Genomic DNA, 17293 nt, shown 5'->3' on the forward strand with positions numbered 1-17293 from the left:
GGAGGATTGACGGCGTATGCCGAAGTACAAGCGGGTTCTCGAGCTCCTGAGCGCGTCGCTCCTCGTGAGCGCCCTGGCGGCCTGTGGCTCAACAGACGACGATGGCGCACGGGGAGCCGGCGCGGGCCGGGCATCGACGCCCGCCGACGGTCCGAGTGCCGAGTTCCGGGACCGGAACCTGCTGGTCACGGCCGTCTGCTCGGCCGCCGCGAACGGTGGCTGGCTGGTGTCGGTGGACGGCTGGGACCCGAAGACCTGGGCGCACGAGTCGAAAGCGGAGTTCGCGGTGCCGGCCAGTGTGCTGGCCACCGAGCAGCAGGCCGATGCCAGCCCGAAAAGCCGCTCGGGTCTGATCGCACTGTGCACGTCCGACCCGCGGGGACCGCTGAGCAGGAGCACCCGAGACGGTGAGGGCGACGCGGCGTCCGTGCGGCTGGCCCGGTCGTTGTTCGACCGGAACTTCACGAAGATGGCCGTGGTCATCCGGGACGGGAACAACGGCGCCAGCCACGTCGGCTTCGTCGACCGCAGCGGTAAGCTCACCGACCTCACGGCGACTGACACCGGCTTCGGTGCCACGCCCAGGGAGCAGCGCGCGGTCCTCAGCCCGGACGGGGCGGACATCTGGTTCAGCTACCGCGCCGGCGGCGTGTGGAACGTCGGCAGCCGATCGACGGGCGGAGACCACAAGCTGACGGAACGGAGCACCGGCAGGGCACCCGACGAGCTTCCGATCTTCCTGGTCGGCGATCCGGTCCACGCCCTGCTCGCGTACAACGTCGTGGTCTCACCCGACGGGAAGCGCTACAGCGGCTGGGTGCCGGGCAACAACGAGGGCGACGTCTTCGCGGTGCCGGCCGGCACCGCGGCGCTCACGAACTCCACCCCGAAGGTCGCGGACAACGGCTGCGCGGAGGCCGTGGGCTGGCTCGACGACACCACCCTGCTGTGCTCCGCCGGCGACGCGAACCTGGCGGCGGTTGCCGTCGATGGCCCGACGAGCCAGGAGCAGCAGCCCATCCTTCCCGACACCAACCGGACCAACATCGGCATGGTGATCTCCCCGGACGGCGGGCAGGTCGTCTTCCTGAGCGCGGCCGGGACCGAACGCGAGTACTGGATCAGCGGGACCAAGCGGGGCGCCACGCCGAAGAAGGTGGAACGGACCGGCGAGTTCTCCGCCCTGGGTGACACCGCTGTCTTCATCGAATGGCGGTGACCGGCTGCGGCTCAACCTCATGGAATCCTGAGGTTCGGGCGCAACGGCAGGCAGGTGAAACCCGAGGGTGGCTGGCAGGTCACGTTCGTCGACGAGCGTTTCCCTGAACCGGACACCCCCGGGTGCACCTGAGCGCTCAGAAAGCGCTCAGAAAAGCGCTCAGAAGTCGTCGTCGAAGGTGACCGTGCCGCTGACGCCGACCTGGTACGCCGACACGCGCCGCTCGAAGAAGTTCGACAGCTCCTGCACGTCCTGCAGTTCCATGAAGGCGAACGGGTTGCGGCTGCCGTACATCGGCGCGATGCCCAGCACGGCGAGCCGCCGGTCGGCGACGTGCTGCAGGTACAGCCGCATGTCGGGCAGCGACATGCCGGAGACGCCGTGGGTGAGGAGGTCCGCGGCGAACTGCACCTCGCACTCGACGGCCTCGGCGAGCATCTGCCGGACCTGCTCCTGCAGGCCGGCGTCGAACAGGTCGGGTTCCTCGGCGCGGACGGTCTCCACCACGTCGAACGCAAACGCCATGTGCATCGACTCGTCGCGGAAGACCCAGTTGGTCCCGGAGGCGAGGCCGTGCAGCAGGCCGCGGGAGCGCAGGAAGTACACGTAGGCGAAGGCGCCGTAGAAGAACAGGCCCTCGATGCACGCCGCGAAGCAGATCAGGTTGAGCAGGAACGCCCGCCGGTCGTCGCGGGTCTTCAGCTCGCGCAGGTCGGCGAGGGAGTCGATCCAGCGGAAGCAGAACTCGGCCTTGCGGGCGATCGACGGGATGTTCTCCACCGCCGCGAACGCCGCGGACCGCTCGGCGTCGTCGGTGATGTAGGTGTCGAGGAGGTTCAGGTAGAACTGGACGTGCACGGCCTCCTCGAACAGCTGCCGCGACAGGTAGAGCCGGCCTTCGGGGCTGTTGACGTGTTGGTACAGGTTGAGCACGAGGTTGTTGGCGACGATCGTGTCGCCGGTGGCGAAGAACGCGACGAGCCGCGACACCAGGTGCCGTTCCGCGGGGGACAGGCGGGCCAGGTCGGCGAGGTCGGTGTGCAGGTCGACCTCCTCGACGGTCCAGGTGTTCTTGATGGCGTCCCTGAACCGGTCGAAGAACTGCGGGTAGCGCATCGGCCGCAGGGTCAGGTCCATGCCGGGGTCGAGGAGGGTCACTGGCACGCCTCGCACGACTCGGGGTTCTCCAGCGAGCAGGCGACCGCGTCGGGGACCGTCAGCACGGGCACGGTGGCCTGCTGGATCCGGGTCGCGGGCCGGGACCGCAGGTAGTACGTCGTCTTCAGGCCAGCCTTCCACGCGTACAGGTACATCGAGGACAGCTTGCCGATGGTCGGCGTGCTCAGGAACAGGTTCAGCGACTGCGACTGGTCGATGTACGGCGCCCGGGCCGCGGCCAGGTCGATCAGCGCCCGCTGTGGCAGCTCCCAGGCGGTGCGGTACAGCTCCCGCACGTCCGCGGGCAGCTCGGCGACGTCCTGCACCGACCCCTCGGCCCGTTTGATCTGCTCCCGGACCGCCGCCGTCCACAGCCCGCGTGCCTTGAGCTCGCCCACCAGGTGCGTGTTGACCTGCAGGAACTCACCCGACATGGTCTCACGTTTGAACAGGTTGGACACCTGCGGCTCGATGCACTCGTAGCAGCCGGCGATCGACGCGATCGTGGCCGTCGGCGCGATGGCGATGAGCAGCGAGTTGCGCAGCCCGGTCGCCGCGACCCGGGCCCGCAGCGCGGCCCAGCGCGGGCCCTCGGCCGGGGCGCCCCACAGGTCGGGGTGCAGCTCGCCGCGGGCCGCGCGGGTCTCGGCGAACGCCGGGTGCGGCCCGAACCGCTCCGCGAGCCCCGCCGACGTTTCCAGGGCGGTCAGGAAGATCTCCTCCTGGACGCGGGTCGACAGCTCCCGCGCGCCGGGCGAGTCGAACGGCAGCCGCAGCGTGAAGCAGGCGTCCTGCAGGCCCATCAGCCCGAGGCCGACCGGCCGCCACCGCGGGTTCGACGCCGCGGCCTGCGGCGACGGGTAGTAGTTGACGTCGATGACCCGGTCGAGGAAGCGCACCGCGGTGCGGACGGTCTCGCGCAGTTTCTCCCAGTCGACGCCGCCGGCGGTGACGTGCGCGCCGAGGTTGATCGAGCCGAGGTTGCACACCGCGGTCTCGTCGTCGCTGTTGACCTCGACGATCTCGGTGCACAGGTTCGACAGGTGGATGGTGTTGCCGGGCTCGCCGGTCTGGTTCGACAGCGCGTTGGCGCGGTCCTTGAACGTCATCCACCCGTTGCCGGTCTGCGCCAGGGTGCGCATCATCCGGCTGTACAGGTCGCGGGCCTTGACCGTCTTCACGGCGTGCTTCTCGGCGGCGCGGTACGCCTCGTCGAACTCGGCCCCGAACAGGTCAGGCAACGAAGGTGCGTCGGACGGGTCGACCAGCGACCAGTCGGCGTCGGCCTCCACCCGGCGCATGAACTCGTCCGGGATCCAGTTCGCGAGGTTGAGGTTGTGGGTGCGGCGGGCGTCCTCGCCGGTGTTGTCCCGCAGCTCGAGGAACTCCTCCACGTCCGGGTGCCACGGCTCCAGGTAGACGCACGCGGCGCCCTTGCGCCTGCCGCCCTGGTTGACCGCGGCGACGCCGGCGTCGAGGGTCTTGAGGAACGGCACGATGCCGTTGGACCGGCCGTTGGTGCCGCGGATCAGCGCGCCCCGGCCGCGGACCCGCGACCAGGAGATGCCGATCCCGCCGGAGAACTTCGACAGCTTCGCGACCTGGTGGTACCGCTCGTAGATCGAGTCGAGCTCGTCGCGGGGCGAGTCGACGAGGAAGCACGAGGACATCTGCGTGTGCGCGGTGCCGGAGTTGAACAGCGTCGGCGAGCTGGGCAGGTAGGCGAGGCTCGACATGAGCCGGTAGAACCCGATCGCCTCGCCCGCGGTCTGCGACAGCCCGCACGCGACCCGCAGCAGCCAGTACTGCGGCGTCTCCAGGACGAGCCGGCTGTGGGGGTGGCGCAGCAGGTACCGGTCGGCGACGGTGCGCAGCCCGAAGTACTCGAACCGCAGGTCACCGCCCGGGTCGACGGCGTCGTCGAGCTCCGTGGCGTGGCGGGCCACGAACCCGGCCGTGTCCTCGCTGATCAGCCCCTGCTGATGCGCGTGCCGGATCGCCTGGCTGAAGCTCGCCACGCCCTGGCCGCGGACCTCCTTGTCGACGTACGCCGCCAGGAGCCGCGCCGCGAGCCGCGAGTACTGCGGCTCCTCGCCGATCAGCTCGGCCGCGGTCTGGATCGACAGCTTGTCCAGCTCGGCGGTCGTGGCCCCGTCGTACAGGCCGCTGATCGTCTTCGTGGCGACCCGCAGCGGATCGACGTCGGCCAGGTCGCCGGCCCACCGCTCGACCGCCGTGACGATCCTGTTGACGTCGACCGGCTCCAGGTCGCCGTCGCGCTTACGCACCCGCATGATGTTCCCCTCGTCCCGGGCACCGAAGGCCGGAGCGACGCAGGGGGAAGCCGCCATGGAAAGGCGCACGACCGCGCCCGGCGATGGCGTCAGCCGACCCGCGCGGCATCCGACCGCCGCACACCGGTCGGCGTGCGGCGCGCTGGCAGGTCTTCGGACTCGCGGGCGTGACCTTCCGGTCGCCTACTGGCCGTCGCTTCCCAGACCTCGCGGTCCAGTGCTCGATGACGGCGGTCGTTCCCACTCACCGCTGCGGGGCAGTCCCGGATTCACACCGGGTTCCCTGTTGCCACGACCGACCCCGGAGGACCGGCCGAACCAGCTGCGTGCACCACCATATATGGGAGGGGTACAGAATGCACAACACCAGATCCTGTGCCGGCGTGTCGTCACCGGCGGTGGCGGTCACTGGTACGTCGGGTCGCTCCAGCGGCCGATGCTGCGGGAGCGGACCGGCTCGATGAAGCGGGGCGCGGCGCTGTGCGGGTGGCCGGGGCCCCAGTTGGTGGCGTCGCCGTGCATCTGGACGCGGGCGTTGTCGGTGTACCAGTCGACGAGGTCGGCGTCGGAGCGCACGATCCAGGTGCAGCCGGTCTCCGCGTCGGCGGTGAAGTCGCCGTGGCGGATCAGCGGTGGCCGCCAGAAGTACGTGCCGGGCCACATCCGGCCGAAGTTGTAGTCGAAGCCGCCGTCGAGGCAGTACGCCTCCTCGGAGCACGGGTGGTGGGCGAGGGGTACTTCGCGCCAGCCGGGCTTGGCCTTGATCAGGCGGGTGTAGAAGCCGGTCTTCTCGTCGCGGTGCAGCAGCTTGATGTAGAGCCCGGGCACGGGTGTGCCGCCGAGGTCGAAGCGCATCGGGCTGCCGTCCTTCACGTCGATCCACGGCATCTCCGCGGTGTCCAGGACGACGAGGTGCTGGTCGGGCCGCACGGTGTCGCGGCCGGTGCCGGCGAGGTCGAAGTGCCAGTCGCCGTGCTCGCGGAACAGCAGGACCTCGGTGCCGGCCGTGGCGGTGACCGGCGGTGTCCAGACGCCCGCGGGCGCGGTCCAGTAGCCCTGCGGGCCGAGCGTGGTGCCGCCGATGACGACCTGCCCCGACAGGACGTACCACTCGGTGTCGGCGTGGTGCACGCCGGCGGGCCGGGACCAGTCGCCGGTGAAGCGGACCTTCAGCGAGGCGGAGCCGTCCTCCTCGTCGTAGCTGAGGTTGCGCTGCTCGGCGGGGCCGGTCGCGTGCTGGAACTCGGCGACGTGCCAGATGAGGTCGCGCTCATCGATGATCTCCACGTGCGGGCGCATGCGGCCTCCAGACTCGGCATTGAATTTCCGGTGCGGAATGTATCGCTTACTAGTTTCGAGTACAAGGTGTACCGTCAAACCTCGTGACCCGACCAGGCCGCCCCGCCGGCCCCACCACCGACACCGAGGCCGTGGTGCTCACCGCGGCCCTGGAGCTGCTGCTCGCCGAGGGGGCCGCGGCGCTGACCGCGCAACGCCTGCACCAGGTCACCGGCGTGTCCCGCTCGACCGTCTACCGGCACTGGCCGACCCCGGCCGCCGTCCTCGCGGCCCTGATCGACGTCGCGCCGCTGCCGCCCGGCGAGGCGTCCGGCGACCTCGCCCGCGACCTGCACGCCGCCGTCGACCAGCTCTGCGACCGGCTCCGCGACCGGCCGGTCGGCGCGTTCCTGCAGGCGCTGATCGTGGCCGCCGCGACCGACCCGGCCGCCGCCCAACTGCGCCACCGCTACGTCGGCGACCTGCTCGCGCCGTTCCACACGGTGCTGCGCGCCGCCGGGGTGGCCGCGACCGACCGGGACGACGCGGTCGCCGCGATCGTCTCCCCGCTGCTGCTGGACGCGCTGCTGCTGGACCGGCCCGCCGCCCGCACCAGGGCACACCGCATCATCGACAGCACCGCCCGGAGGCTGACCCCGTGACCAACACCGTCGGACCGCGCGCCGTCGTCGGCGTCGTCGTGCCCAGCACCAACACCGTCGTCGAGCACGACTACTGGACCGCCCGGGTGCCGGGCGTGGCCTACCGCGCCGGCTCCATGTACATCCCGGACCCGGCGATGCGCGACGACGCCGGCTTCGAGGCCCTGCTCGGCCAGATCCGCGCCTCGATCGACACGGCGGTCCGGGACGTGCTCACCGCCGAACCCGACCGCATGGTGATGGGCATGTCCGCGGAGACGTTCTGGGGCGGCGTCGAGGGCAACGCCGCGTTCGAACGCCGCCTGCACGAGCGCACCGGCCTGCCGGTGACCACCGGGGCGAGCGCCTGCCGGGCCGCGCTGCGCGAGCTCGGGTGCCGGCGCATCGCGGTGTTTTCGCCGTACCAGCCGATCGCCGACCGTGAAGTCGGCCGGTTCTTCGCCGAGGCCGGCTTCGACGTCGCCGCGATCACGGGCCTGCGCTGCCCGACGGCCATGGACATCGCCCGCGTCCCCGACGACCGGCTGCGGGACGTGGTCGGGCAGCTCGACGGCCCGGACGTCGACGCGGTCGTGCAGGTCGGCACCAACCTGTCGTTCGTCGCCCTCGCCGACCGCCTGGAGCAGGAGCTGGGCAAGCCCGTCGTGGCCATCAACGCCGCCACGCTCTGGCACGCGCTGCGCGAGCACGGCATCGCCGACCGGGTCCCCGGCGCCGGTCGCCTGCTCCGCGAGCACTGAGCACGGTCGCCGGTGCTACGGCGCGGATCGCGCGCCGACGACGCTGTCCCAGGCTGATCGGGCGCCGGAGATGACCGCCTGCAGCTGTGCCCGGGTCGCACCGTCGCGCGACTGGACCGCCATGCCGTGCAGGACGGTCGTGTAGAAGGCGGCCACCGCCTCGATGTCCGTCCCGTCGGCGACGTCGCCTTCCTGGGTCGCCCGTTCGAGGCGGTGCCGGAACGACCGCTGCACCAGCGCCCGGCGGTCGGCGAGAAAGTCGCGGAGGTCGGCGTTGCCGGTCGTGCCGGCGAGGGCGGCGAGCACGACCATGCAGCCCGGCGGGGTGGCCGGATCGGCGAACCGGTCGGCGCTGACCTCCAGTGCCGCGGTGATGCCGTCGCGGGCCGTGGCCGATTCGTCCAGGCAGCGCAGCGTCCGGTCGCCTTCGGTCGTGCCGTACAGCTCGACGGCCTCGCGGAACAGCTGCTCCTTCGAGCCGAAGCAGGCGTAGATGCTCGCCGAGGCGATGCCGAGGGCGGCGGTGAGGTCGGTCATCGACGTGCCCTCGTAGCCGTGCTCCCAGAACGTCAGCATCGCCTGCCGCAGTGCCACGTCCCGGTCGAAGCCGCGCGGCCTGCCCCGCTCCACCATGCCGAACCCGCCTTCCGGAGTATTTCTTTGCCGATCGACCAAGATACCCCTTGACCGGCCGCTCCGTGCACTGGTATCCATTTATTGGTCGATCGGCAAAGAATTGGAGGCAGGCATGAGCGGACTCGCCGGCAAGGTGGCGCTGGTGACCGGGGGCAGCCGGGGGATCGGCGCGGCGATCGCCCGGCGGCTGGCCGAGGACGGCGCGGCGGTCGCGCTCACCTACGCCAGATCCGCGGACCGGGCCACGGCGGTGGCCGATCAGATCGAGGCCGCCGGCGGCCGGGCGCTGGTGATCGAGGCGGACCACGCGAACCCGGACGCCGCCGTCGCGGCGGTCGAACGCGCGGCCGGGGCGTGGGGACGGCTGGACATCCTCGTCAACAACGCCGCCACCTTCGCCGCGGGTCCGATCGCCGACGTCACCGTCGAGGACCTGGACCGGGTGCTGGCGGTCAACGTGCGCTCGATCTTCCTCGCCAGCCAGGCGGCGGCCCGCACCATGACCAGCGGTGGCCGGATCATCAGCATCGGCACCTGCCTCACGCGGCGGTTGCCCGGACCGGGGCTCGCGCTGTTCACCATGAGCAAGGCGGCGCTGACCGGCCTCACCGCGGGGCTGGCCCGCGACCTCGGGCCGCGGGGCATCACCGCCAACCTCGTGCAGCCCGGACCGATCGACACCGAGTCCAACCCGCGGGACGGGGCGGGCGCCGACGCGCGACGCTCCGCCACCGCCCTCGGCGACTATGGCCGGCCCGACGACATCGCCGCCACGGTGGTGCACCTGGCCGGCGACGGCGGCCGGTACATCACCGGCACCGCCGTCGCCGTCGACGGTGGCTTCGCCGTCTGAACCGGGTGAACCATCGCGCCTACTCCGGCGTCGCCGGTCCGAGCAGGCGCAGTTCCTCGATGTCCATCGCGGCCTGCAGGTCCCGCAGGACGATGTCGTCGATGGTGTTCGCGTCGCGCATTGCGGTGACCGCGTGGCGCTTGTGGTGCAGCACCTGCAGGCGCAGGCGGCGTTCGAGCTGTTCCATGCGGCGGGCCTCGTGGTCGTCGCCGGACTTGGCGCGGATCTCCTGCAGGTGGTCCTCGTAGTCGGCGCGGAGTCGGTCGATGATGTCCTGCGGCGCGCCGAGCTCCCGGCCGACCCCGTCCAGGGCGGCCAGGCCGGCCTTGGTGGCGGCGATCTGGGCCCGCAGCGTCTCCTCGGCGCGTCCGTCGTCCGCGGTCAGGCCCGCCCAGCGGATCACTCGCGGCAGGGTCAGACCCTGGACCAGCGTCGTCACGACGATCACCACGATGGTCGTGAAGACGATGAGGTCCCGGTCGGCGAAGGGCGTCTTGTCGGGCAGCACGGTCGGCACGGCCAGTGCGGCGGCGAGCGAGACGGCACCCCGGAAACCGGCCCAGCCGTTGACGGTGCGCACCTTCCAGCCGACCCGCCGGGTCCGCTGGACCGCGCGCCGGTCCACGGCCCGGATCAGGCCCGTCATGGCGTGCACCCAGACCAGCCGCGTGAGGATCACGGTGCCCGCCGCCAGCAGCGCGATGCCGAGCGTCCGCGGGATCGCGGGCCCTTCGATCGCCCGCACCGCCTGCGGGATCTGCATGCCCACCAGGACGAACAGGCTGCCGTTGAGCATGAAGGTGGCGAGGTCCCAGAACGCGAACGCCTGCACCCGGGACCGGGCCCGCACGACCCGCGGGCTCGCCTGGGTCAGGACCAGCCCGGCCACGACGACGGACACGACGCCGCTGGCGTGCACGAGTTCGGCGAGCACGAACGCGCCAAACGGCGTCAGGATGCTCAGACCGCCCTCGCGCAGCGGGTCGTCGAGGCGGCGCCGGATGAGGATGACCACGCCGGCGGCGACCACCCCGGCCAGGACGCCGCCCACGGACGACCAGGCCAGCCGCCCGGCGACGCCGAGCGGGCCGGGCGTCGCCGCGCCGCCGAGCACGCCGACGGCGACGGCGAACAGCACGAGGGCCGTGCCGTCGTTGATGAGACTCTCCGCGCGCAGGGTCGTCAGGATGCGCCGCGGCATCCGCTTGGCCAGCCCGGCCACGGCCGTCGCGTCCGTCGGGGCGAGCACGGCTCCGAGAATCCAGGCCGCCGCCGCGGCCACCCCGACCGCCTGCAGCGCGTAGGAGACGGCGGCCATCGTCGCCAGCACCAGGACCACCGCCGCCAGCACGATCACCCGCAGATTTGCCCGGATCTCCCGCCAGCTGGTGTTGAGGCTCTCCCAGTACAACACCGCGGGCAGGAACAGCCCGAGCACGGCCTCGGGCGGCAGCTCCACCTCGGCCAGCGGCGGGGCCAGCGCCAGCACCCCGCCGAACAGGATGAGCAGCACCGGTGGCGCCACGCTGTAACGCCGGCCCATGGTCGTGCCGACCAACACCGTCACCCCGAGCACGATGACGAGCAGCAACGCCTCCACCCGGCCATCCTCCATCACCGCCCGCCTCCGGCAGGCGTCAGTGGGCGGAACCTACGATGGGCGCGTGACGGATCTCCTCGCGCGGATCAGGGCGACGCCGCGCCTCGCTGAGCAGCTGGCGCTCCACTTCGACTTCGACCTCACCCGGCTGGACCCGGTCGAAGACGTCCACCTCGCCGATGGGGTGCAGCTGACCCCGATCGCGGGTGACGCCTCCGGTGGTTCGTTCCTGCTGACGCCGGCCGGTGCGGTGGTGTACGCCGGGTCGGAGGGCGAGGGCGGGTTGATCGCCCACGACCTGCGCGGCGCGCTCGCCCTCGTGGTCGGCCTGCCGAGCCTGCACGACGCGCTGTCCCGGCCGTTCGACGCCGACCTGCCGGCGTGGCTCGCCGAGTGCGACGCCGAGATCCGCGAGGACTTCCCGGAGCTGGACGAGACCCGCGCCGAGGTCCGCGGGCAGCTGGACCTGCCACCCGCGGACGGGCTGCTCGCCGCCCTGCACGCGGCGGCCGCCGACGACACGTATCGCCCGATCAGCGAGCACGGCCCGTACGAATCGATGCTCGCCGACTGAGTCGCCGGTTGCGCATTGGCGCTCGCGCATCTCAGGGGACTGCGACAGCGGGCCGGTCCAGCGGGCGGCTGGGCAGTTCGCGGCGGATGACCGGGGCGATCTCGGCGAAGAACAGCTCCAGTGACTCGGTGAAGTCGACGCGGCCGAGCACGGCCCGGTCGACGTGGATGTGGAAGATCTCGTGGCCGAAGTGCCGGTGCTGCTCGTGGATCTTGTCGATGATCTGCTGCGGGCTGCCGACCAGGACCGAGCTGCGCTCCACCCAGTCCTCGACCGAGTCGAAGTGGATGGTGGCGCCGTCGTAGCGGCGGTTGACGGCGAGCCGCGCCTCGAACACCGGGCGGTACCTGTCGATCGCCTCCCGGGTGGTGCGGGCGCCGAAGTAGCCGGCGGTGCCGACGCCGACGAGCGCGTCGGCGGGGTCGTGGCCGTGCGCTTCGAAGCGTTCGCGGTAGTGGCGGATCAGCTCGGCGTAGCGCTCGATCGTGCCGGCGCCGTTGGAGGAGAAGAGCGGGTCGCCGTGCCGGGCGGCCAGGTCGGTGCTCAGGCGGCTGGTGGAGCTGCCGTGCCAGACCCGGATCGCCGGCTGCAGCGGCCGGGGCAGGCCCTCGGCGTCCTGCAGCGGCGGGCGGTGCGTGCCGGTCCAGGTGACCCGGTCCTCGCGCCACAGCCGGCGGAACAGCTCGTAGTGCTCGCGCAGCCGGTCCCACTGGTCGTCGGGGGTGGCGTTGAACAGCCGCTGGGTCGCGGCGTACGCACCCTTGCCGATGATCAGGTCGAGCCGGCCGCGGGCCAGGTGGTCCAGCGTCGCGTAGTCCTCGAACTGGCGCACCGGGTCGTGCAGGCCGATCGCGGTGATCGCGGTGAACAGCCGGATCCGGGAGGTGTGCGCGGCGACGTGGCTGAGCAGCACGGCGGGCGAGGAGGAGACGGCGGGCCGGTCGTGGCGCTCGCCGATGCCGTAGGCGTCGAACCCGAGGCGCTCCGCGAGCACCCCGAGCTCGACGAGTTCGTCCAACTGCTCGGTGGTGGTGCTGCCGGGAGCCGGCACGTGCGGCAGGAGCATGAACTTCACCGGGGCCTCCGCGTTCGAGTAGACGTGTCAACTCAGACTGTATGGAAGGTCGAGTTGATGCGTCAACTGCTACGATCGCGCGGTGACGAGTTCCGGTACCGCCGCCTGGCTCGACCCCCGCGAACAGCGGGTGTGGCAGGTCTTCTTCGAGATGCAGGACCAGTTCTGGCGCCGGATGGCCCGGGAGCTGCACCGCGACACCGGCCTGTCCGAGGCCGACTTCGTGGTGCTGACCGTCCTGGACGAGGCCCCGGAGGGGCGGTTGCGCGCGTACGAGCTCAGCGCCGTCGCGCAGATGGAGAAGAGCCGGCTGCACCACCACCTGCAGCGCATGGTCGAGCGCGGGCTGCTCACCCGGGAGGCGAGCGCCGACACGCCCCGCGGCGCGGTCTACGCGATCACCGCCGACGGCCGGGCCGTGTTCGCGGCCGCCGCGCCGGTCCGGGCCGCACACGTGCGGACCTGGCTGATCGACCACCTGACCGGCGCGCAGCTCGACGTCCTCGAGGACATCTCCCAGGCCGTGCTGAAAAATCTCAAGGGCGGGAGTTAATACCTACTAATCCGGTAGGTGTGATAGGTATAATGCATGGCTGACGAGTTCGCACTGCTCGCCGACAGCGCCCGCGAGGCGGGCCACACCGGGGACCTGCCGCCGGTGCGCCGGGCCGAGGTCGACACGCCTGACGGCCGGGTCAGCGCCCTGGTCTGGGGCGACGCGCCGGACGTCACGTTCCTGCACGGCACCGGGCTCAACGCGCACACCTGGGACGCGACCGTGCTCCGGCTGGCGCGGCCCGCGCTCGTGCTCGACCTGCCCGGCCACGGCGACTCCGACTGGCGGGACGACTTCGACTACGCGCCGCGCACCACCGCGCCGGCCGTCCTGGCGAGCATCGAGGCGCTCGCGGGCGACCGGCCGCAGGTCCTCGTCGGGCAGTCCCTCGGCGGCCTCACGGCCCTCGCGGTGGCCCAGCTGCGCCCGGAGTCGGTGCGCGGGATCGTCCTGGTCGACGTGTCCCCGGGCATCCGCCAGCAGGACGCCCAGCAGGTGCGCTCGTTCCTCTCCGGGTCGCTGGTGTTCGAGTCCCGGGCGCAGATCGCCGAACTGGCGGTCGCCGCGGGCATCGCCGGGCCCGGTCCGGCGCTCGACCGCGGCGTGCTGTTCAACACCAGGATCCGCGAGGACGGCTCGGTGGTCTTCAAGCACCACTTCGGCAGCCCGCCTCCCGGCGCCACGATCAGCGTCGACTTCATCGACCTGTGGCCGGTGCTGGCGGCCCTGACGGTGCCGGTGCTGCTGGTCCGGGCCACGGGCGGCTACCTGCCCGACGACGTGGTCGCCGAATTCGCGCAGCACGCGCCGGCCGCCCGGATCGTCGAGGTCGACTCGCGGCACAACGTCCAGGAGCAGCGCCCCGGCGAACTGGCCGACCTCATCGCGGGTTTCGTCAAGGACTGATCGGCTCGACGAGCGCCTCCGCCAGCCGCGCGACGTCCTCGTCACTGAGGCCGTGCGCGCGGGCGTAGTCGGCCACCGAGCCGTGGCCGGCCTCGATCCGGCCGAAAATCCGCTCCAGGGCGGCCGGCGGGCTCAGCCGGACCAGCGTCTCCAGATGCACCGCCGGGCGGTCGGCCGAGCGGCGCCAGTGGGCCACGATCTCGTCCAGCAGCGCCGGCGGTAGGTGCCGCTCGGTCGCGGCGTAGTCGGCGACGACCGTGGCCCGGTCCACCCCGACCAGCGCCAGCGCCAGGGCCACCACCAGCCCGGTGCGGTCCTTGCCGGAGGTGCAGTGCACGATCACAGGCGTGGTGCCGGAGCGGGCCAGCACCCGCAGTGCCGTGGCGAGGGCGTGGCCGCGCTCCTCGACGATGTGGTCGTAGAACTCATCCAGGCTCGAGTCGGCGGCCAGGAACGTGGCCGGCGAGGTGGCCAGCACCGGGACGTGGACGATCTCGGCGCCGATGCCCCGCAGGTCGCTGGGGAAGTCGGCCCGCTCGGACGGGTCGCGCAGGTCCACCACCAGCCCGATGCGCCGCTCGGCGAGCTCGCGCCGGTCGGCGTCGTCCAGCCGGTGCAGCGCGTCGGATCGGTAGAGCTTGCCCAGCCGGGTCGGACCCGTCCGGGCGACCCTGCCGCCGGTGTCGCGCAGGTTGTACGTCCCACGCAACCGCACCAGACGCACCGGGTGCCCGTCCGGGATCATGTGCCACTCCTAACACCTACCTATCCGATAGGTTTACTGTAATATACGTCCTCGATGGGAACTTCTGAGTGGGGCTTCGACACGGTGCAGGTGCATGCGGGCGCCGCACCCGACCCGGCGACCGGCGCCCGCGCGACCCCGATCTTCGCCACGACCAGCTACGTGTTCGACGGCGTCGACCAGGCGGCGGCGTCGTTCCGCCTGGACGACCTGGAGCAGCACGCCTACACCCGGCTGTCCAACCCCACCTCGGTCGTGGCCGAGCAGCGGATCACGGCCCTGGAGCGCGGATCCGCGGCGGTGACCGTGGCCAGCGGGCAGGCGGCGACCACTCTCGCCCTGCTCAACCTGCTGCGCAGCGGCGATCACGTGGTCGCCTCCGACCAGGTGTACGGCGGCACCGTGCTGCTGCTGCGCGAACGCTTCGCCGAACTCGGCATCGACACGACGTTCGTGTCCGACGTCAACGACCCGGACGCCTGGCGCCACGCGATCCGGCCGGACACCCGCGCCTTCTTCGCCGAGAGCATCGGCAACCCGACCGGCGTGGTGCTCGACGTCGAAACGGTGGCCCGGGTCGCGCACGAGGACGCCCGGGTGCCGCTCATCGTGGACAACACCCTCGCGACCCCGTACCTGCTGCGCCCGCTGGAACACGGCGCCGACATCGTGGTGCACTCCACGACGAAGTTCCTCGCCGGGCACGGCACCGCGATCGGCGGCGTCGTGGTGGACGGCGCCCGCTTCGACTTCGGCGCCGAGCCGCAGCGCTGGCCCGGCTTCCACACCCCCGACCCGAGCCACGGTCCCGGAGGGTACTGGGAACGCTTCGCCGCACTCGGGCTGGCCTACTCGCTGCGGCTGCGCACGACCGTGCTGCGCGGCTACGGCCCGGCGCCGTCACCGTTCAACAGCTTCCTGCTGCTGCAGGGCCTGGAGACGCTGAGCCTGCGGGTCCGCCAGCACGTCGCCAACGCCCAGACGATCGCGGAGTTCCTGCAGGACCACCCGCAGGTGACCAGGGTGCACTACGCCGGGCTGCCGTCCAGCCCGTCGGCCGCCCTGGCCAAGCGGTACCTGCCGCGCGGCGCCGGCGCCGTCGTGTCCTTCGAGCTCGCGGCGGGTCTTGAAGGCGGCCGCCGGTTCGTGGAGGGCGTCGGGCTGTTCAGCCACCTCGCCAACATCGGCGACGTCCGCAGCCTCATCATCCACCCGGCCTCCACCGTCAGCTCCAGCCTGACCGGGGAGCAGCTGCTGGCCGGCGGGATCAGTCCCGGCCTGATCCGGCTGTCCGTCGGCATCGAGGACGTCGCCGACCTTCTCGCCGACCTGGAGCGCGGATTCGAGGCGGTGACCGCGCATGTGTTGTAGGCGCTGACCCCACCCCCGAACCCCACCCAGGAAAGGAATCCAGTCATGAGCGATGAGCCTTCCGTCAGCACCGACCCGACCCTGAGCGACCAGAGCCAGGCCAACGCCGCGACCCGCAGGAAACGCAGGACCGTCATCGGCGCGGCCGCCGCCGTCATCATCGTGCTCGCCGCGGCTGCCGGCATCACCGCCTGGGCCACGAGCGACGAACCGGGCAAGACCACCGCCGCCGCCGACGACAAGACGCTCACGGTCGCGCTGCAGCTGTTCCCGGACAACCTCGACATCCGCAGCACCGCCGGCGCCGCGCTCGACCAGACACTGATCGACAACGTCTACCAGCCGCTGGTCAGCCGCGACCCGAAGGGCAAGATCCTGCCCGGCATCGCCAAGAGCTGGACGGCGTCACCGGACTCGCTGACGCACACCTTCACCCTCTTCCCGGGCACCATGTTCAGTAACGGCGACCCGCTGACGGCCAAGGACGTCGCCTGGTCGATCAACCAGGTCACGGCCAAGCAGTACAAGGACTACCAGGCCCTCGCGAGCGTCGAGTCCGTCACCGCCACCGACGACCAGACGGTCGTGGTGAAGCTCAAGCAGCCCGACCCGGCGCTGCTCTACACCCTCGCGGGCCGCCCCGGCCTCGTCTTCGACGAAAAGGCGACCAACGACCCCAAGTCGACGGCCGTCGGGTCCGGGCCGTTCCTGGTGGACAGTTTCAAGGCCGGCGCCACGCTGACCCTCACCCGCAACCCGAAGTACTGGGGCGAGAAGGCCGGCGTCAGCTCCGTCGCGTTCAAACTGTTCAGCGACACCAACGCGATCGTCAACGCGGTCCTGGACGGCAGCGTCGACGTCGCCGGCATCGACCCCAACCTGCTGCCCAAGGTCAAGGGCAACCCGAACTACGACGTAGTCACCGGCTTCGCGTCGGACAAGTTCACGCTCGCGTTCAACAACCGGGTCGCTCCGTTCACCGACCTGAAGGTGCGGCAGGCGGTGCGGCACGCGATCGACCACGACGCGATCGTCAAGGCGATCGGGGCCGGCAAGACGCTCTACGGGCCGATCGTCGACTCCGACCCCGGCTACCAGGACCTGTCCGGGCTCTACCCGCACGACGCCGCCAAGGCCAAGCAGCTGCTCGCCGAGGCCGGCCACGCCAACGGGCTGGAGCTGACCCTGAAGATCCCCTCGTTCTACGGCACCACCATCCCCGGCCTGCTCACCAGCCAGCTCGCGCAGGCCGGCATCAAGCTCACCGTGACGTCGGTGGACTTCCCGACCTGGCTCAAGGAGGTCTACACCAACCACGACTTCCAGCTGAGCATCGTCGATCACGCCGAGGCCCGCGACTTCTCCAACTGGGCCAACCCGAAGTACTACTTCGGTTACGACAACAAGCAGGTGCAGCAGCTGTACCAGCAGGCGACGACCGCGACGTCGGAATCGGCGTACGCCTCGCTGCTGCAGCAGGCGGCGCAGATCGTGTCGCAGGACGCGGCGGCGGACTGGCTCTACAACCCGACGGCGAACACCGCCGTGCGCAAGGGGCTCACCGGCGTGCCGACGGACTCGACCAGCTCGCGGCTCAACCTGACCCACGTCAAGGTCAGTCGGTGA

The 17293-nt window shown here is 71.5% G+C and carries 16 protein-coding genes and 1 riboswitch; of the genes, 9 read left to right on the forward strand and 7 right to left on the reverse strand.

The features are described from left to right. Positions 1 to 16 precede the first annotated feature (16 nt). Complete coding sequence (locus tag ACFPIJ_RS10070; RefSeq protein WP_380114432.1) at positions 17 to 1219, forward strand: hypothetical protein; 1203 nt, start codon at positions 17 to 19, stop codon at positions 1217 to 1219. 159 nt (positions 1220 to 1378) lie between these two features. On the opposite strand, the gene ACFPIJ_RS10075 is transcribed toward ACFPIJ_RS10070, so the two are convergent. The 3 genes from ACFPIJ_RS10075 to ACFPIJ_RS10085 form a co-directional block, all read right to left on the reverse strand. Further along, positions 1379 to 2356 (reverse strand): ribonucleotide-diphosphate reductase subunit beta, encoded by a 978-nt coding sequence (locus ACFPIJ_RS10075; RefSeq protein WP_380114759.1) that lies wholly within the window; start codon positions 2354 to 2356, stop codon positions 1379 to 1381. Positions 2357 to 2373: 17 nt separating this feature from the next. Further along, the gene (locus tag ACFPIJ_RS10080; RefSeq protein WP_380114433.1) at positions 2374 to 4671 is read right to left on the reverse strand and encodes a ribonucleoside-diphosphate reductase subunit alpha; all 2298 of its coding nucleotides are present in this window, start codon (positions 4669 to 4671) and stop codon (positions 2374 to 2376) included. Between the two features lie 127 nt (positions 4672 to 4798). After that, positions 4799 to 5009: riboswitch (cobalamin riboswitch) on the reverse strand. A 67-nt stretch (positions 5010 to 5076) separates the two neighbouring features. Beyond that, a complete protein-coding gene (locus tag ACFPIJ_RS10085) occupies positions 5077 to 5970 on the reverse strand; it encodes a DUF4437 domain-containing protein (RefSeq protein ID WP_380114434.1) in 894 nt (297 codons plus the stop codon). Positions 5971 to 6053: 83 nt separating this feature from the next. On the opposite strand from ACFPIJ_RS10085, the gene ACFPIJ_RS10090 reads away from it, so the two are divergent. Both ACFPIJ_RS10090 and ACFPIJ_RS10095 read left to right on the forward strand, forming a co-directional pair. Further along, a complete protein-coding gene (locus ACFPIJ_RS10090) occupies positions 6054 to 6611 on the forward strand; it encodes a TetR/AcrR family transcriptional regulator (protein WP_380114435.1) in 558 nt (185 codons plus the stop codon). Next, positions 6608 to 7351 (forward strand): maleate cis-trans isomerase family protein, encoded by a 744-nt coding sequence (locus ACFPIJ_RS10095; protein WP_380114436.1) that lies wholly within the window; start codon positions 6608 to 6610, stop codon positions 7349 to 7351. The genes ACFPIJ_RS10090 and ACFPIJ_RS10095 overlap by 4 nt, the downstream gene beginning before the upstream one ends. A 15-nt stretch (positions 7352 to 7366) precedes the next feature. On the opposite strand, the gene ACFPIJ_RS10100 is transcribed toward ACFPIJ_RS10095, so the two are convergent. After that, on the reverse strand, positions 7367 to 7984 hold the full coding sequence (locus tag ACFPIJ_RS10100) for a TetR/AcrR family transcriptional regulator (RefSeq protein WP_380114437.1): 618 nt from the start codon (positions 7982 to 7984) through the stop codon (positions 7367 to 7369). A 115-nt stretch (positions 7985 to 8099) separates the two neighbouring features. Between ACFPIJ_RS10100 and ACFPIJ_RS10105 the strand changes: the two genes are divergently transcribed. Continuing rightward, positions 8100 to 8840, forward strand: coding sequence for an SDR family NAD(P)-dependent oxidoreductase (locus ACFPIJ_RS10105; RefSeq protein WP_380114438.1), 741 nt, complete (start codon positions 8100 to 8102; stop codon positions 8838 to 8840). A gap of 19 nt (positions 8841 to 8859) precedes the next feature. Here the strand turns inward: ACFPIJ_RS10105 and ACFPIJ_RS10110 are convergent, their stop codons facing one another. Next, on the reverse strand, positions 8860 to 10455 hold the full coding sequence (locus ACFPIJ_RS10110) for a Na+/H+ antiporter (protein ID WP_380114760.1): 1596 nt from the start codon (positions 10453 to 10455) through the stop codon (positions 8860 to 8862). 49 nt (positions 10456 to 10504) lie between these two features. Between ACFPIJ_RS10110 and ACFPIJ_RS10115 the strand changes: the two genes are divergently transcribed. Further along, positions 10505 to 11014, forward strand: coding sequence for a hypothetical protein (locus ACFPIJ_RS10115; protein WP_380114439.1), 510 nt, complete (start codon positions 10505 to 10507; stop codon positions 11012 to 11014). A 31-nt stretch (positions 11015 to 11045) separates the two neighbouring features. On the opposite strand, the gene ACFPIJ_RS10120 is transcribed toward ACFPIJ_RS10115, so the two are convergent. After that, on the reverse strand, positions 11046 to 12080 hold the full coding sequence (locus tag ACFPIJ_RS10120) for an LLM class flavin-dependent oxidoreductase (RefSeq protein ID WP_380114761.1): 1035 nt from the start codon (positions 12078 to 12080) through the stop codon (positions 11046 to 11048). A gap of 91 nt (positions 12081 to 12171) precedes the next feature. Here ACFPIJ_RS10120 and ACFPIJ_RS10125 point away from each other — a divergent pair, with 91 nt between their 5' ends. Next, on the forward strand, positions 12172 to 12642 hold the full coding sequence (locus ACFPIJ_RS10125; protein ID WP_380114440.1) for a MarR family winged helix-turn-helix transcriptional regulator: 471 nt from the start codon (positions 12172 to 12174) through the stop codon (positions 12640 to 12642). A gap of 36 nt (positions 12643 to 12678) precedes the next feature. Next, positions 12679 to 13551, forward strand: a complete 873-nt coding sequence (locus ACFPIJ_RS10130) for an alpha/beta fold hydrolase (protein ID WP_380114441.1) — start codon at positions 12679 to 12681, stop codon at positions 13549 to 13551. Here ACFPIJ_RS10130 and ACFPIJ_RS10135 read toward each other — a convergent pair. Beyond that, positions 13541 to 14296: a tyrosine-protein phosphatase gene (locus ACFPIJ_RS10135; RefSeq protein ID WP_380114442.1), complete on the reverse strand. Its 756-nt coding sequence runs from the start codon at positions 14294 to 14296 to the stop codon at positions 13541 to 13543. The two genes, ACFPIJ_RS10130 and ACFPIJ_RS10135, sit on opposite strands and share 11 nt — an antisense overlap. Before the next feature lie 54 nt (positions 14297 to 14350). On the opposite strand from ACFPIJ_RS10135, the gene ACFPIJ_RS10140 reads away from it, so the two are divergent. Beyond that, entirely contained in the window at positions 14351 to 15667 is a 1317-nt protein-coding gene (locus ACFPIJ_RS10140) for an O-acetylhomoserine aminocarboxypropyltransferase/cysteine synthase family protein (protein WP_380114443.1), read from the forward strand. A gap of 45 nt (positions 15668 to 15712) precedes the next feature. Continuing rightward, on the forward strand, positions 15713 to 17293 hold the full coding sequence (locus ACFPIJ_RS10145) for an ABC transporter substrate-binding protein (protein ID WP_380114444.1): 1581 nt from the start codon (positions 15713 to 15715) through the stop codon (positions 17291 to 17293).

The sequence above is a fragment of the Dactylosporangium cerinum genome (assembly GCF_042653625.1).
In the GTDB taxonomy this organism is placed as follows: Bacteria; Actinomycetota; Actinomycetes; order Mycobacteriales; family Micromonosporaceae; genus Dactylosporangium; species Dactylosporangium cerinum.